The following is a 16,659-nucleotide window of genomic DNA, read 5'->3' as shown; positions in this document are numbered from 1 at the left end:
TTAAATCTTTTGATACCTTTAGAGTATGCTAGTGACTGAATTCATTTCGTATTTATCTTTGGAAAAAAATTATTCTAAACATACGATAAAGGCTTATGAAAAAGATATTCTTGAATTCAGTCATTTTTGTAAGGTGCAATATGATGTTGGTGATATTGATGCGGCAGATTATAGTCTTATTCGTTTTTGGATCGTTGATTTGTCTGAAAGAGAGATTAATAATCGTTCTATAAATAGAAAAATTTCCTCATTAAAGTCCTATTTCAAATTTCTTCAAAAAATAGAGGTTCTAGACACAAACCCACTAGTAAAGCATAAAGCGCTAAAAACATCAAAAAAAATTGAGATACCATTTTCGGAATTAGAAATGCATAAAGTACTTTCAGTTATGGAGTATGCAGATGATTTTGAGGGTGTTAGAGATGAGTTGCTGATACATGTTTTATATACGACAGGTGTGCGTAGGGCAGAGTTATTGGCGCTTAAAATGTCTGATGTAGATTTCGAGAACATGACCATAAAAGTTTTGGGAAAACGAAATAAAGAACGATACATACCAATGTTGCTAGAAACTAAAAGCAAATTTGAGGCTTATTTCAAAAAGCGATTGATGCTTGTTGATATTAAAGAACCTGGCCTTGTATTTCTTGCGAAATCGGGCAATAAAATGTACGAAACTCTTGTTTATAGATTAATAAACAAGTATTTTAGAGTAGTTTCCTCAAAGGTAAAGACAAGTCCACATATCTTGAGACATACCTTTGCTACGCATCTTTTGAATAAGGGAGCTGATTTAAATGCTGTAAAAGAGTTGTTGGGGCATGCAAGTTTAGCTTCAACTCAAGTTTATACGCATAATAGTATTGCTGAATTGAAGAAAGTTCATTTAAAATCGCATCCAAGAGGAAATAAAGAATAATTGTATAATCAGGTTAATTTATTTAGCCGTTAATTTCTGACTATGAAAGTAAATACGCAATCGGTAAATTTTAATGCAGACAGTGAATTGATAAATTTTCTGCAGAACAGGCTCGATAAAGTTGAAACCTTTTATTCTAAGGTTATTAGCTCTGATGTTTATATGAAAGTAGAAAACACAAGTTCTAAGGCGAATAAAATAGTAGAAATAAAAATAACAGTACCAAAAGATAAATTTGTTGTTAAAAAACAATGCAAATCCTTTGAAGAGGCGGTAGATTTAGCTTGTAGTTCGCTGGAAAGAAGGTTAATAAAGCAAAAGGAGAAATTAAGATTACAAGCTTGATAAAAATTTTTAAAAATTTGTTTTGAATAAACAAAAAATACTATACATTTGCAGTCCGTTAGAAATAGCGGGCTTTTTTATGACAGAAAAGTTGTGAAATAAGCCGATGTAGCTCAGCTGGCTAGAGCAGCTGATTTGTAATCAGCAGGTCGTGGGTTCGAGTCCCTCCATCGGCTCTTAAGTTCTTTAAAATATTAGTTTGAGGGGAGATACTCAAGCGGCCAACGAGGGCAGACTGTAAATCTGCTGACTACGTCTTCGCAGGTTCGAATCCTGCTCTCCCCACTAAACTTTTATTAAAGAATTTTAAGATTGAAATATTGTAATTTTATAAGCGGGAGTAGCTCAGTTGGTAGAGCGTCAGCCTTCCAAGCTGAATGTCGCCGGTTCGAACCCGGTCTCCCGCTCTATAATTGTGACAGAAATGTCATCCTGCGAAGGCAGGAATCTATCTTTTAGGTAGGTTCAACACTTTACGCCGGTGTAGCTCAGGGGTAGAGCGTTTCCTTGGTAAGGAAGAGGTCACGAGTTCAATTCTCGTCATTGGCTCAATTAAGGTATAAATTTGTACACTAATATAAACTAAGATTAAAATTCATTAAACATGGCAAAGGAAACTTTCGATCGTTCCAAACCGCACTTAAATATAGGTACTATTGGACACGTGGATCACGGTAAAACTACATTGACTGCTGCTATTACTACGGTATTGGCTAACGCGGGTCTTTCTGAAATGAGAAGTTTCGATTCTATCGATAACGCTCCTGAGGAAAAAGAAAGAGGTATTACAATTAACACTTCACACGTAGAGTATTCTACAGCTAACCGTCACTACGCACACGTTGACTGTCCTGGTCACGCGGATTACGTAAAGAACATGGTTACTGGTGCTGCTCAAATGGATGGTGCTATATTGGTTGTTGCTGCTACAGATGGTCCAATGCCACAAACTCGTGAGCATATCCTTTTAGGTCGTCAGGTTGGTATTCCTAGAATGGTTGTATTCATGAATAAAGTGGATATGGTTGATGATGAGGAATTGATCGAGCTTGTTGAGATGGAAGTTAGAGAATTGCTTTCTTTTTATGAGTATGATGGTGATAATGGTCCTGTAATTGCAGGTTCTGCATTAGGTGCATTGAACGGTGAGCAAAAATGGGTTGATACAGTAATGGAATTGATGGAGGCTGTTGATAGCTGGATCGAACTTCCTGTAAGAGATGTTGAAAAGCCTTTCTTGATGCCTGTTGAAGATGTATTTACTATTACTGGTCGTGGTACTGTTGCTACTGGTCGTATCGAGACTGGTATCGCAAACACTGGTGATGCAGTTGAGATCATTGGTATGGGTGCTGAAAAATTAAACTCTACAGTTACTGGGGTTGAGATGTTCCGTAAGATATTGGATAGAGGTGAAGCTGGTGATAATGTTGGTATCTTATTGAGAGGTATTGAAAAATCTCAAATTAGCCGTGGTATGGTAATCTGTAAGCCAGGTTCTGTTAAGCCGCACGCTAAATTTGAAGCTGAAGTTTATGTATTGAAAAAAGAAGAAGGTGGTCGTCATACGCCATTTCACAATAACTATCGTCCACAGTTCTATGTAAGAACTACAGATGTAACAGGTAATATTTCACTTCCATCTGGTGTTGAAATGGTTATGCCTGGTGATAACCTTACAATTACAGTTGAATTGATTCAGCCAATCGCATTGAGCGTAGGTCTTCGTTTTGCTATCCGTGAAGGTGGTAGAACAGTAGGTGCTGGTCAAGTAACTAAGATTATAGAGTAGATTAATATAAAGAGTATTGTGTATAAGGGTGTCTTGCTCAAGCGGGACACCTTTACATGCAAATAAAGGAATAAGTGGTTTTATATCACTATTCATACGGGTGTAGCTCAGTTGGTAGAGCACTGGTCTCCAAAACCAGGTGTCGGGAGTTCGAGTCTCTCCTCCCGTGCACAATAGAATTTGGAAGAAATATCCTTTTTGTTGAAATTGTAAAACAGAATTTAAATGTTCACATATATAAAAGAATCCGTTGAAGAGTTAAGGAATAGTATTACTCTTCCTTCACGTGCAGAATCATCAAATTTGATGGTTATTGTAGCTGTGTTTTCTATCCTTTTTGCTTTAGCGACTTGGGGTGTAGATACGGTCTTTAGTAAAGTGATTAAGTTATATTTCAACACCGTTTTAAACTAGTAGGTCCTATGTCAGAAGTATTAGATAAAAAATGGTATGTTGTAAGGGCTGTCAGTGGTCAAGAGAATAAAATCAAAGGATACATTGAGAGTGAAGTAGAACGTCATGGTTTTTCTGACTACTTAGAAGATGTTCTTGTGCCTACTGAAAAAGTAGTTCAGATTAGAAATGGCAAGAAGATAAACAAAGAAAGAGTTTATTTTCCTGGTTATATTATGATCAAGGCTAACTTGGGAGGGGAGATGGTTCATATCATCAGGTCAATTACTAATGTTATTGGCTTTTTAGGAGAAACTAAAGGTGGTGATCCAGTTCCGTTAAGGAAAAACGAAGTAAATAGAATGCTAGGTAAGGTTGATGAGCTTGCTGTTAATACTGATAGCATAGCAATTCCATTTGTATTTGGTGAAACAGTTAAGGTGATTGATGGTCCGTTTAATGGTTTTAACGGTACTGTTGAGAAAATTAATGAAGAAAAACGTAAGCTTGAGGTAATGGTGAAGATTTTTGGAAGAAAGACACCTTTAGAGCTTAGTTACATGCAAGTTGAGAAAGTATAAGAATAAGTGTTACATACATATTTTAAAGTAGTGTTGCTTCCGTAAACACACTTTCAATTTAATTTTAAACAATGGCAAAAGAAATAGGTAAAGTAGTTAAACTACAAGTTAGGGGAGGTGCAGCGAATCCGTCGCCACCGGTTGGACCCGCCTTAGGTGCTGCTGGTGTTAACATAATGGAATTCTGTAAGCAGTTTAATGCTCGTACACAGGATAAACCAGGTAAAGTATTACCAGTTGTTATCACCGTTTACAAGGATAAGTCTTTCGACTTCGTTGTAAAAACACCACCGGCGGCAATTCAGCTATTGGAAGCGGCTAAGATTAAAAAAGGATCTGGCGAACCTAACAGAGTAAAATTAGGTAGTGTTACCTGGGACCAAATCAAGGCAATTGCCGAAGATAAAATGGTTGACCTTAACGCATTTACAGTAGAATCAGCTATGAGTATGATAGCAGGTACTGCACGTTCTATGGGTATGAAGGTAGCAGGAAAAAAACCTTTTTAAAATCTTAAAAGCAATTAAATGGCAAAGTTAACTAAGAAGCAAAAGGAAGCGCACTCCAAAATAGAGAAAGATAAATTATACTCTGTAACGGAAGCTTCTGCTTTAATAAAAGAGATAACCAATACAAAATTTGATGCGTCTGTAGATTTGGCTATTCGTTTGGGTGTAGATCCAAGGAAAGCAAATCAAATGGTTCGTGGTGTAGTAACACTACCTCATGGTACTGGTAAAGATGTTAAGGTTTTAGCATTGGTAACCCCAGATAAAGAAGCAGAGGCTCAGGAAGCTGGTGCTGATTATGTTGGGTTAGATGAGTATTTGGAAAAAATTAAAAATGGTTGGACGGATGTTGATGTTATCATCACTATGCCAAGCGTTATGGGTAAATTAGGTCCTTTAGGTCGTGTATTAGGTCCAAGAGGTTTAATGCCCAATCCAAAAACAGGTACTGTAACTATGGATGTGGCTAAGGCTGTAGCTGAAGTAAAGGCAGGTAAAATAGATTTTAAAGTTGATAAAACTGGTATCGTACATGCTGCGATAGGTAAAGCTTCTTTTTCTGCAGATAAAATAGCAGATAATGCTAAGGAGTTGTTAGATACTTTGAATAAGATGAAGCCAACTGCGGCAAAAGGTGTTTATATGAAAAGTATTTTCATGTCTAGCACAATGAGCCCTAGTTTGCAATTAGATCCAAAGTCAGTTTAACAAACTGCTAGTTAAAAATTATAAGTATGACAAGAGAAGAGAAAGCAACGGTTATAAAAGATTTGACTACGCAGTTAGCAGATAGTACAACAATCTATTTAGCAGATATATCTGGTTTAGATGCTGGTACAACTTCTAATTTAAGAAGGGCTTGCTTTAAGGCTGATATTAGACTGGCTGTAGTTAAGAATACATTGCTTGCAAAAGCAATGGATGCTTCTGATAAAGATTTTGGCGAATTACCTGGAGTGTTAAAGGGAAATACCTCTTTAATGTTTTCAGATGTTGCCAATGCTCCTGCAAAGTTGATAAAGAATTTTAGAAAAAAATCTAAAAAACCTTTATTGAAAGGAGCTTTTGTAGAAGAAGCAGTTTACATAGGTGATGAGAATTTGGATGCTTTAGTTAGCATTAAGTCTAAAGAAGAAATGATTGGTGAGATTATTGGATTATTACAATCTCCTGCCAAGAATGTTATTTCTGGACTTAAATCTGGTGGTGGTAAACTTGCTGGAATCCTTAAAACATTATCTGAAAGATAAGTACGCACTATAAACTAAGTATATTTTAAAAATTTTATTAAACGAAAGAAAATGGCAGATTTAAAAGATTTCGCAGAACAATTAGTTAACCTTACGGTAAAAGAAGTAAACGAGTTAGCTGGTATATTAAAAGATGAGTACGGTATTGAGCCTGCAGCGGCAGCAGTAGCAGTAGCTGCTGGTGGTGGTGAAGCGGCTGAAGCAGCTGAAGAAAAAACTGAATTTGACGTAATTTTGAAAGCAGCAGGTGCTTCTAAATTAGCAGTAGTTAAATTGGTTAAAGAATTAACTGGTTTAGGTTTGAAAGATGCAAAGGATATTGTTGATAGCGCACCTAAAGCTGTTAAAGAAGCTGTTTCTAAAGATGAAGCAGAAGGTATCAAAAAATCATTGGAAGAAGCTGGAGCAGAAGTTGAGCTTAAATAATAGCAACAACCATATCATTTTTGGTTTAGGTCTTTTCGCTTTTTGCGGTTAGACCTAAGCCTTTTTATAGAATTAGGTATATTTAGAGGTATACGACCCATTTAGTACTCACGATCAAAACACTGTCCGTAGATGTTCACAAATCAGACTGAAAGAATAAGCTTTGCTTCCGCAAGAAACACACCGGATTATCCGGATTTCTTGGATATTCAGATTAAATCTTTTCAAGACTTTTTTCAACTAGAGACTAAATCAGATGAAAGAGGTAATGAAGGTCTTTATAACACCTTCATGGAAAATTTTCCAATAACTGATACTAGAAATCAGTTTGTATTGGAATTCTTAGATTATTTTATAGATCCGCCAAGATATTCGATTCAAGAATGTATTGAGCGTGGTCTTACATATAGCGTACCGTTAAAAGCACGTTTAAAGTTGTATTGTACGGATCCGGAACATGAGGATTTTGAGACGATAGTACAAGATGTGTATTTGGGTACAATACCTTACATGACTCCTAGTGGAACCTTTGTAATCAATGGTGCGGAAAGAGTTGTGGTTTCTCAGTTGCATAGATCTCCAGGGGTTTTCTTTGGTCAGTCATTTCATGCAAACGGAACAAAATTATATTCTGCTAGGGTAATTCCTTTTAAAGGTTCTTGGATAGAATTTGCTACCGATATTAATGGCGTAATGTATGCTTATATCGATAGAAAGAAAAAATTACCGGTTACTACATTGTTCAGAGCTATTGGTTTTGAGCGTGATAAGGATATATTAGAGATATTTGACCTTTCTGAAGAGGTTAAGGTTTCTAATGCCGGACTTAAAAAAGTATTAGGGCGTAAATTGGCTGCTAGAGTATTAAATACATGGCATGAGGATTTTGTCGATGAGGATACTGGTGAAGTTGTGTCAATTGAACGTAATGAAATTGTACTTGATCGTGATACAATTCTTGAGAAAGAACACATTGCAGAAATTATTGATGCAGATGTAAAAACTGTTCTTTTACATAAAGAGAATAATGCGCAGTCTGACTATGCTATTATTCATAATACGTTACAGAAGGATCCAACTAACTCTGAAAAAGAAGCAGTTGAACACATCTACCGTCAACTACGTAATGCTGAGCCGCCAGATGAGGAAACGGCTCGTGGTATAATTGATAAATTATTCTTCTCTGATCAACGTTACAACTTAGGTGAAGTTGGTCGTTACAGAATGAACAAAAAATTACAGTTAGATATCGGAATGGACAAGCAAGTCTTGACCAAAGAAGATATTATAACAATTATAAAATATTTAATTGAGTTAATTAACTCAAAAGCGGAGATTGATGATATTGACCACCTTTCTAACCGTCGTGTTAGAACTGTAGGTGAGCAATTATCTTCACAGTTCGGTGTAGGTTTGGCTCGTATGGCTAGAACTATTCGTGAACGTATGAATGTTCGTGATAATGAGGTATTTACACCTATAGATTTAATTAATGCTAAGACATTGTCTTCAGTTATTAATTCTTTCTTTGGAACCAATCAATTATCTCAGTTTATGGATCAAACGAATCCATTGGCAGAGATAACGCATAAAAGAAGATTGTCTGCTCTAGGGCCAGGAGGTCTTTCTAGAGAGCGTGCTGGTTTTGAAGTACGTGATGTTCACTATACACACTATGGTCGTTTATGTCCTATTGAAACTCCAGAGGGTCCAAATATTGGATTAATTTCTTCACTTTCTGTTTTTGCGAAAGTGAACCCTATGGGATTCTTAGAAACACCATATAGAAAGGTTACTAATTCTGTTGTTGATATAAACAATTTTACATATCTAAGTGCTGAAGAAGAAGAAGGAATGAAAATTGCGCAAGCAAACATTCCTATGAAAGAAGATGGTACTATAGATGCTGATAAAATTATTGCAAGAGAAGAAGGAGATTTCCCAGTAGTAGATCCATCGGATATTCAATATACGGATGTAGCACCAAATCAAATAGCCTCTATTTCCGCATCTTTAATTCCATTTTTGGAGCATGATGATGCGAACAGAGCGTTGATGGGATCTAACATGATGCGCCAGGCGGTACCGTTGTTGAAACCTCAATCACCTATTGTTGGTACAGGATTGGAGCGTCAAGTGGCTTCTGATTCTAGAGTATTAATAAATGCAGAGGGTGATGGAGTTATTGAATATGTAGATTCTCAGAAAGTTACTATTAAATATGATAGAACTGAAAATGAAAGATTAATCAGTTTTGAAGAAGATGAGAAAACTTATTTCTTGGTTAAGTTTAGAAAAACTAACCAGGGTACCAATATTAACCTAAAACCTATTGTTCAAAAAGGTGATAGAGTTAAAAAGGGACAAGTTCTTTGTGAGGGTTATGCAACTGAGAAAGGTGAATTAGCTTTAGGTAGAAACTTAACTGTGGCATTTATGCCTTGGAAGGGTTACAACTTTGAGGATGCAATTGTAATTTCTGAAAAAGTTGTTCGTGAAGATATTTTCACATCTATTCATGTTGATGAATATTCATTAGAAGTAAGAGATACTAAATTAGGAGCTGAGGAGCTTACTCATGATATACCAAATGTTTCTGAAGAGGCTACAAAAGACTTGGATGAAAATGGTATGATTAGAATAGGTGCCGAGGTTAAGCCAGGTGATATTCTTATCGGTAAGATTACACCAAAAGGTGAATCAGATCCTACTCCTGAAGAAAAATTATTACGTGCAATCTTTGGTGATAAAGCCGGAGATGTTAAGGATGCCTCTTTAAAAGCATCACCTTCTTTGAGAGGTGTTGTTATTGAAAAGAAATTGTTTTCGAGGTCTGTAAAAGATAAGAGAAAACGTTCTGAAGATAAAGAAGAGCTTTCTAAACTGGAACTGGAATATGAAGTAAAGTTCCAAGAATTGAAGGATGTACTTGTTGAAAAATTATTTACCATAGTTAATGGTAAAACTTCACAAGGTGTGCTTAACGATTTAGGGGAAGAGGTTTTACCTAAGGGTAAAAAGTATACCATGAAAATGTTGAATTCTGTTGATGATTTCGCTCACTTGGTAGGCGGAAGTTGGACTACGGATAATGAAACAAATACGTTGGTTGCTGATTTACTTCACAACTATAAAATTAAACTTAACGATTTACAAGGTAACTTAAGAAGAGATAAGTTTACCATATCTGTTGGAGATGAATTGCCTGCTGGTATTATGAAACTTGCTAAGGTTTATGTAGCTAAAAAGCGTAAACTTAAGGTTGGTGATAAAATGGCTGGTAGACACGGTAACAAAGGTATTGTCTCTAGAATAGTACGTCATGAAGACATGCCTTTCTTAGAAGATGGAACTCCTGTTGATATTGTTTTGAATCCATTGGGTGTACCATCTCGTATGAACATCGGGCAGATTTATGAAACTGTATTAGGTTGGGCAGGTCTTAAATTAGGTAAGAAGTTTGCGACACCAATTTTTGATGGTGCAACTTTAGACCAAATTAACGCCTATACTGACGAAGCAGGTATTCCAAGATTTGGACATACATACTTATTCGATGGTGGAACAGGACAACGCTTTGATCAACCTGCTACGGTAGGTGTGATTTACATGTTGAAACTTGGTCACATGGTAGATGATAAAATGCATGCACGTTCTATAGGACCATATTCTTTAATAACGCAACAACCATTGGGTGGTAAAGCTCAATTTGGAGGTCAACGTTTTGGAGAAATGGAAGTTTGGGCACTTGAAGCATACGGTGCTTCTGCAACTTTACGTGAGATTTTAACGGTTAAGTCTGATGATGTTATCGGAAGAGCTAAGACCTATGAATCTATCGTTAAAGGTGAAACAATGCCAGAGCCTGGTTTACCAGAATCTTTCAACGTTTTAATGCACGAACTTAAGGGATTAGGTTTGGATATTAGACTTGAGGAATAGTTCAATATTTATATTGAAGAACTATTAAGTAAAACAAATTAAAACATTATCAGCACGCTATTATGGCAAGAATAAAAGATAATAACCCAATAAAAAGGTTCGATAAAATTTCAATAGGATTAGCTTCGCCAGAGTCAATTTTGGCAGAATCTAGAGGTGAAGTTTTAAAACCTGAAACAATTAATTATAGAACTCACAAACCAGAACGTGATGGTTTATTCTGTGAGCGTATTTTCGGTCCTGTTAAGGATTATGAATGTGCTTGTGGTAAATATAAACGTATTCGTTACCGCGGTATAGTTTGTGACCGTTGTGGTGTAGAAGTTACTGAGAAAAAAGTAAGAAGAGATCGTGTAGGTCATATTAACTTGGTAGTACCAGTAGCTCACATATGGTATTTCCGTTCTTTACCTAATAAAATAGGTTACCTATTAGGTTTACCTTCCAAGAAATTGGATATGATTATATACTACGAACGTTACGTAGTAATTCAGCCAGGTGTAGCTAAAGGTCCAGAAGGGGAAGAAATTCAAAAGATGGATTTCTTAACTGAGGAAGAGTACTTGAATATTTTAGAGACTATTCCACCAGAAAATCAATATTTAGAAGATTCTGACCCAAATAAGTTTATTGCTAAAATGGGTGCAGAATGTCTAATTGATTTATTGGGTAGAATCAACCTAAAAGAACTTTCTTTTGAATTAAGACATAAAGCAAATACTGAAACTTCAAAGCAACGTAAAACGGAAGCTTTAAAACGTTTACAGGTAGTTGAAGCTCTAAGAGAATCTCAAGAAAATAGAGAAAATGAGCCAGAATGGATGATTATGAAAGTAATTCCGGTTATTCCACCAGAATTACGTCCATTAGTACCGTTGGATGGTGGTCGTTTTGCAACATCAGATTTAAATGATCTTTACAGAAGGGTAATCATTAGAAATAACCGTCTAAAGAGGTTAGTAGAAATAAAAGCACCAGAAGTAATTTTACGTAATGAAAAACGTATGCTTCAAGAGGCTGTAGATTCTTTGTTTGATAATACAAGAAAAGCATCCGCAGTTAAGACAGAATCAAATAGACCATTGAAATCCCTTTCTGATTCATTGAAAGGTAAGCAAGGTCGTTTCCGTCAAAACTTATTAGGTAAGCGTGTAGATTATTCAGCACGTTCTGTAATTGTTGTTGGACCAGAAATGAGGTTGTTCGAATGTGGACTTCCAAAAGATATGGCAGCTGAACTGTACAAGCCATTTGTAATCAGAAAGTTGATTGAAAGAGGTATTGTTAAGACAGTAAAATCTGCTAAGAAAATAATAGATAAGAAAGAGCCTGTAGTTTGGGATATTTTGGAAAATGTATTGAAGGGACATCCTGTAATGTTGAACAGGGCTCCTACATTACACCGTTTAGGTATTCAAGCGTTCCAGCCAAAACTTATTGAAGGTAAAGCAATACGTTTGCACCCATTAGTATGTACTGCATTTAATGCGGATTTTGATGGTGATCAGATGGCGGTTCACCTTCCATTGGGACCAGAAGCAATTTTGGAATGTCAATTATTAATGTTGGCTTCACATAATATTCTGAACCCAGCAAATGGTTCACCGATTACTGTACCATCTCAGGATATGGTTTTGGGTCTTTATTATATGACCAAAGAAAGAAAATCAACACCAGAGCTTGTTGTAAAAGGTGAAGGAATTACATTTTATTCATATGAGGAGGTAGAAATAGCCTTCAATGAAGGAATGGTTGATTTAAATGCTGGTATAAAAGTTAGAGCAAAAGATTTTAATGAAGAAGGAGAATTAGTTTTCAAGATCATTCCAACTACAGTTGGAAGAGTGTTGTTTAACATGGAAGTTCCAGAAGCTGCAGGTTACATCAATGATGTATTAAACAAGAAATCACTTCGTGATATTATTGGTGGTATTTTGAGAGTGACCGATGTTCCTACAACGGCCGATTTCTTGGATAAGATTAAGACAATGGGATATGATTTCGCATTTAAGGGCGGATTATCCTTTAGTTTAGGAGATATTATTATTCCACAGGAGAAGCATGAAATGATTGCTGAAGCTAACGTACAAGTTGATGGTATCAAGGCCAACTATAATATGGGTCTGATTACTAATAATGAGCGTTACAATCAAGTAATTGATGTGTGGACATCTACAAATGCGCAATTGACCGAATTGGCAATGAAGCGTATTCGTGAAGATCAACAAGGTTTCAACTCAGTATATATGATGCTTGATTCTGGTGCAAGGGGTTCTAAGGAACAAATTCGCCAGTTAACAGGTATGCGTGGTTTGATGGCTAAGCCTAAAAAATCTACAGCAGGTGGTGGGGAAATTATTGAAAACCCTATCCTTTCTAATTTTAAGGAAGGTTTATCCATTTTGGAGTACTTTATATCAACACACGGTGCTCGTAAAGGACTTGCGGATACAGCTTTGAAAACGGCAGATGCTGGTTACTTAACTAGAAGATTGGTTGATGTATCACAAGATGTAATTATTAATACAGAAGATTGTGAAACGTTAAGAGGTGTTGAAGTTCAGGCCCTTAAAAAGAACGAAGAAATAGTAGAAAGTCTTGGGGAAAGAATTTTAGGTCGTGTATCATTACATGATGTTTATAACCCAATGACAGAAGAATTAGTTCTTACTTCAGGTCAACAAATAATGGAAGCCGATGTTAAGAAAATTGAAGCTTCTCCAATTGAGAAAGTAGAAGTTCGTTCAGCTCTTACTTGTGAGGCTGATAAAGGTATTTGTGCAAAATGTTACGGAAGAAACCTTTCTACCAATAAAATGGTACAAAGAGGTGAAGCTGTTGGTGTAGTTGCTGCTCAGTCAATTGGTGAGCCAGGTACACAACTTACATTAAGAACTTTCCACGTTGGTGGTATTGCGGGTAACATATCAGAAGATAATAAATTAGAGGTTAAATTTTCAGGGGTTGCCGAAATTGAAGATTTAAGAACTGTTTCAGGAGAAGGATCAGATGGTAAGCCTGCAGAGATTGTTATTTCAAGAACAAGTGAAATAAAGGTTGTTGATGCTAAAACAGGAATTACGTTAAGTACTAGTAACATTCCTTACGGTTCACAATTATTTGTTGAGAACGGTGCTAAGGTTACTAAAGGAGATGTAATTTGTTCTTGGGATCCATATAACGGTGTAATCGTTTCTGAATTTCCTGGTAAAATTGCTTATGAGAATATTGAGCAAGGTATAACTTATCAAGTTGAGATCGATGAGCAAACAGGTTTCCAAGAAAAAGTAATTTCTGAATCTAGAAATAAGAAGTTAATACCAACTCTTTTGATTCAAGATAGTAAAGGTGAAACATTACGTTCATATAACCTTCCGGTTGGATCACACATCATGGTAGATGATGGTGATAAGATTAAGGAAGGTAAAATTCTTGTGAAAATACCTCGTAAATCTGCTAAGGCAGGTGATATTACGGGTGGTCTTCCAAGAGTAACTGAACTTTTTGAAGCACGTAACCCTTCCAATCCAGCAGTAGTATCAGAAATTGATGGTGTTGTTTCTTTTGGAAAAATTAAAAGAGGTAATCGTGAGATTATTATAGAATCTAAATTGGGCGAAGTCAAGAAATACTTAGTTAAGCTTTCTAATCAGATTTTGGTTCAGGAAAATGATTACGTTCGTGCAGGAATGCCATTATCAGATGGTTCTATTACTCCTGAAGATATTCTTAAAATTAAGGGCCCATCTGCTGTTCAACAGTATTTGGTAAACGAAGTACAAGAAGTATATCGATTACAAGGTGTGAAGATTAACGATAAGCATTTTGAAGTTGTTGTTAGACAGATGATGAGAAAAGTTAGAATAGTAGATCCAGGAGATACTATTTTCTTAGAAAATCAACTGATACATAAAGATGATTTCATTAAAGAAAATGATGATATCTTCGGTAAGAAAGTGGTAATGGAATCTGGAGATTCAGATAACCTTAAACCAGGTCAAATAGTTACTCCTCGTGAACTTAGGGATGAAAATTCTTTATTGAGACGTGGCGATAAGACTTTGGTAGAGGCGCGAGATGCTGTATCGGCAACTGCTACCCCAATTTTACAGGGTATTACAAGAGCATCGCTACAGACGAAATCATTTATTTCTGCAGCATCGTTCCAAGAAACAACTAAAGTATTGAATGAAGCTGCTGTTAGTGGTAAAATTGATACATTAGAAGGTCTTAAAGAGAATGTAATTGTAGGACATAAGATTCCGGCTGGTACTGGAATGAGAGACTACGATAGCATTATCGTTGGGTCTAAGGAAGAATACGATGAGATAATGGCCAGAAAAGAGGCCTTAAGATTTTAATACAATAACCCTCAAATTTTATTTGGGGGTTATTTTTTTAATATAAATATATGAGTGACAATAAAAATCCGAATCAAAAACAAATTAATATTGAGTTGGATGAAAAAATGGCGGAAGGTATATACTCTAACCTAGCTATTATAAATCATTCAGTTTCAGAGTTTGTAGTTGATTTTATAAGTATGATGCCCGGTGCCCCAAAGGCAAAAGTTAAGAGTAGAATTATTTTGACTCCCCAGCATGCTAAGAAATTTTTAAAAGCACTGAACGATAATGTTCAACGTTTCGAGAAAGCACATGGTGCAATTAAAGACTATGAACAACCTTCGATACCAATGAATTTTGGTCCAACAGGAGAAGCTTAAAAAAAAAGACCAACTTTAAAAGTTGGTCTTTTTTTTTATTCAAATTCGGATGTAAAATGAAATTTTACTAAAGGGTATTTTTGCTGCGTCATTTGTAAAGAAAATTGGGAATCTGCTAAAAATACTAATTGTCCCCTCTTATCTTTTGCTAAGAATTTTTGTTTTACCCTTTCAAATTCTTTGAATTCATCGGTTTTTCTATTTTCGGTACCAACCCAGCATGCTTTGTGTACATTGAAATTTTCATAGCTGCATTTTGCTCCATATTCATGCTCAAGTCTGTATTGTATAACTTCAAACTGTAAAGCACCTACAGTACCAATCACCTTTCTACCGTTCAATTCTAAAGTAAATAATTGAGCAACACCTTCATCCATTAATTGGTCAATGCCTTTGTTCAGCTGCTTTGATTTCATTGGATCGGCATTATTAATATACCTGAAATGTTCTGGAGAGAAGCTTGGTATGCCTTTGTAATGTAAAATTTCTCCCTCGGTAAGTGTATCACCAATTTTAAAGTTTCCCGTATCATGTAGACCTACGATGTCTCCAGGATAAGAAATATCAACGATTTCTTTCTTTTCTGCGAAAAATGCATTCGGACTTGAGAATTTTAAGTTTTTTCCTTGTCGTACATGTAAGTAAGGTTTGTTACGTTCAAATGTACCTGATACTACTTTTATAAATGCTAATCGATCACGATGTTTTGGATCCATGTTAGCATGAATTTTAAACACAAATCCGGTCATATCTTTTTCATTTGCTTCTACTAAACGTTCTTCAGCATTCTTCGAGCGTGGAGTAGGGGCAATTTGGATAAAACAATCTAAAAGTTCTCTAACTCCAAAATTATTTAATGCGGACCCAAAAAATACAGGTTGTTGGTCTCCTTTTAAATATAATTCTTTATTGAATTTTGGGTAAACACCCCAAACTAACTCTAGATTATCCCTTAATTCAGTAGCTGCATTTGTCCCAATTATTTTATCTAATTCAGGATTGGTCACATCATCAAAGGCAATAGTTTGTTCTATATTTTTCTTACTGTCTCCACTAAACAGATTAATATTTTTTTCAAAAATGTTGTAAATACCTTTAAAGTCATATCCCATACCTATGGGGAAACTTAGAGGAGTTACCGAAAGACCTAATTTTTGTTCTAATTCATCTAATAGGTCAAATGCATCTTGTCCTTCTCTATCCATTTTATTGATGAATACCAACATAGGTATTTTTCGCATTCTACAAACTTCTACTAATTTAACAGTCTGTTCCTCGACACCTTTTGCAACATCAATAACTACAATTACACTATCTACCGCTGTTAATGTTCTAAAAGTATCCTCTGCAAAATCTTTGTGACCAGGAGTATCTAGAATATTTATTTTTTTATTCTTATAAATAAAAGCCAGTACAGAAGTAGCTACCGAGATCCCTCTTTGTCTTTCAATCTCCATAAAATCACTTGTGGCCGATTTTTTAATCTTATTGTTTTTAACTGCTCCAGCTTCTTGAATGGCACCTCCAAATAGTAATAATTTTTCCGTTAATGTAGTCTTACCGGCATCGGGGTGAGAAATTATGCCAAAGGTTCTTCTTCGCTCTATTTCTTGCTTAAAAGTCATGTAGAATATTTGTGCAAAAGTAATATAAATTAAATTCTTATCCTTTAAGTTTAATTAATCAAAATCACTGTTTTGTTTTTTGAACAGTGTATTGTGTTTTATTTAAGTGTTATGAATTTAAATTTTATGGACAATAGTCTTTTTGTCCATT

13 protein-coding genes and 5 tRNA genes are annotated in these 16,659 nt (G+C 35.6%); 17 read left to right on the top strand and 1 reads right to left on the bottom strand.

The window, feature by feature from the left end; all coding sequences use genetic code 11:
* The first annotated feature begins 25 nt into the window (after positions 1 to 25).
* The 17 genes from AAC084_RS17525 to AAC084_RS17445 all read left to right on the top strand — a co-directional run bounded on the left by AAC084_RS17525 (position 26) and on the right by AAC084_RS17445 (position 14,883).
* The gene (locus tag AAC084_RS17525; RefSeq protein ID WP_339841540.1) at positions 26 to 919 is read left to right on the top strand and encodes a tyrosine-type recombinase/integrase; all 894 of its coding nucleotides are present in this window, start codon (positions 26 to 28) and stop codon (positions 917 to 919) included.
* A 42-nt stretch (positions 920 to 961) separates the two neighbouring features.
* Positions 962 to 1,264, top strand: coding sequence for a ribosome-associated translation inhibitor RaiA (gene raiA / locus AAC084_RS17520; RefSeq protein WP_339841539.1), 303 nt, complete (start codon positions 962 to 964; stop codon positions 1,262 to 1,264).
* A 102-nt stretch (positions 1,265 to 1,366) separates the two neighbouring features.
* Positions 1,367 to 1,440 (top strand) — tRNA-Thr (locus AAC084_RS17515).
* A 27-nt stretch (positions 1,441 to 1,467) separates the two neighbouring features.
* Positions 1,468 to 1,549 (top strand) — tRNA-Tyr (locus AAC084_RS17510).
* A 49-nt stretch (positions 1,550 to 1,598) separates the two neighbouring features.
* A tRNA-Gly gene (locus tag AAC084_RS17505) sits at positions 1,599 to 1,671 on the top strand.
* Positions 1,672 to 1,741: 70 nt separating this feature from the next.
* Positions 1,742 to 1,813, top strand: a tRNA-Thr gene (locus AAC084_RS17500).
* 55 nt (positions 1,814 to 1,868) lie between these two features.
* On the top strand, positions 1,869 to 3,056 hold the full coding sequence (gene tuf / locus AAC084_RS17495) for an elongation factor Tu (RefSeq protein WP_339841538.1): 1,188 nt from the start codon (positions 1,869 to 1,871) through the stop codon (positions 3,054 to 3,056).
* 96 nt (positions 3,057 to 3,152) lie between these two features.
* A tRNA-Trp gene (locus AAC084_RS17490) sits at positions 3,153 to 3,225 on the top strand.
* A gap of 56 nt (positions 3,226 to 3,281) precedes the next feature.
* Entirely contained in the window at positions 3,282 to 3,470 is a 189-nt protein-coding gene (gene secE, locus AAC084_RS17485) for a preprotein translocase subunit SecE (protein ID WP_339841537.1), read from the top strand.
* 8 nt (positions 3,471 to 3,478) lie between these two features.
* Entirely contained in the window at positions 3,479 to 4,030 is a 552-nt protein-coding gene (gene nusG / locus AAC084_RS17480; RefSeq protein WP_339841536.1) for a transcription termination/antitermination protein NusG, read from the top strand.
* Positions 4,031 to 4,101: 71 nt separating this feature from the next.
* Positions 4,102 to 4,539 (top strand): 50S ribosomal protein L11, encoded by a 438-nt coding sequence (gene rplK / locus AAC084_RS17475; protein WP_339841535.1) that lies wholly within the window; start codon positions 4,102 to 4,104, stop codon positions 4,537 to 4,539.
* Positions 4,540 to 4,557: 18 nt separating this feature from the next.
* Positions 4,558 to 5,247 carry a 50S ribosomal protein L1 gene (gene rplA / locus AAC084_RS17470; RefSeq protein ID WP_339841534.1) on the top strand — a complete coding sequence of 230 codons (690 nt, stop codon included), beginning with the start codon at positions 4,558 to 4,560 and terminating at the stop codon, positions 5,245 to 5,247.
* A 26-nt stretch (positions 5,248 to 5,273) separates the two neighbouring features.
* A complete protein-coding gene (gene rplJ / locus AAC084_RS17465) occupies positions 5,274 to 5,789 on the top strand; it encodes a 50S ribosomal protein L10 (RefSeq protein ID WP_339841532.1) in 516 nt (171 codons plus the stop codon).
* A 51-nt stretch (positions 5,790 to 5,840) separates the two neighbouring features.
* Positions 5,841 to 6,215, top strand: a complete 375-nt coding sequence (rplL, locus tag AAC084_RS17460; RefSeq protein ID WP_339841531.1) for a 50S ribosomal protein L7/L12 — start codon at positions 5,841 to 5,843, stop codon at positions 6,213 to 6,215.
* Between the two features lie 132 nt (positions 6,216 to 6,347).
* Positions 6,348 to 10,157, top strand: coding sequence for a DNA-directed RNA polymerase subunit beta (gene rpoB, locus AAC084_RS17455; RefSeq protein WP_339841529.1), 3,810 nt, complete (start codon positions 6,348 to 6,350; stop codon positions 10,155 to 10,157).
* A 62-nt stretch (positions 10,158 to 10,219) separates the two neighbouring features.
* Positions 10,220 to 14,518, top strand: a complete 4,299-nt coding sequence (rpoC, locus tag AAC084_RS17450) for a DNA-directed RNA polymerase subunit beta' (protein ID WP_339841528.1) — start codon at positions 10,220 to 10,222, stop codon at positions 14,516 to 14,518.
* Between the two features lie 50 nt (positions 14,519 to 14,568).
* Positions 14,569 to 14,883 carry a DUF3467 domain-containing protein gene (locus tag AAC084_RS17445; RefSeq protein ID WP_091627306.1) on the top strand — a complete coding sequence of 105 codons (315 nt, stop codon included), beginning with the start codon at positions 14,569 to 14,571 and terminating at the stop codon, positions 14,881 to 14,883.
* Between the two features lie 35 nt (positions 14,884 to 14,918).
* Here AAC084_RS17445 and AAC084_RS17440 read toward each other — a convergent pair whose 3' ends face one another.
* Complete coding sequence (locus AAC084_RS17440) at positions 14,919 to 16,508, bottom strand: peptide chain release factor 3 (protein ID WP_339841527.1); 1,590 nt, start codon at positions 16,506 to 16,508, stop codon at positions 14,919 to 14,921.
* Positions 16,509 to 16,659: the final 151 nt, after the last annotated feature.

Source organism: uncultured Maribacter sp., from assembly GCF_963977385.1.
In the GTDB taxonomy this organism is placed as follows: Bacteria; Bacteroidota; Bacteroidia; order Flavobacteriales; family Flavobacteriaceae; genus Maribacter.
This window is presented reverse-complemented; position numbering and strand designations above follow the sequence as displayed.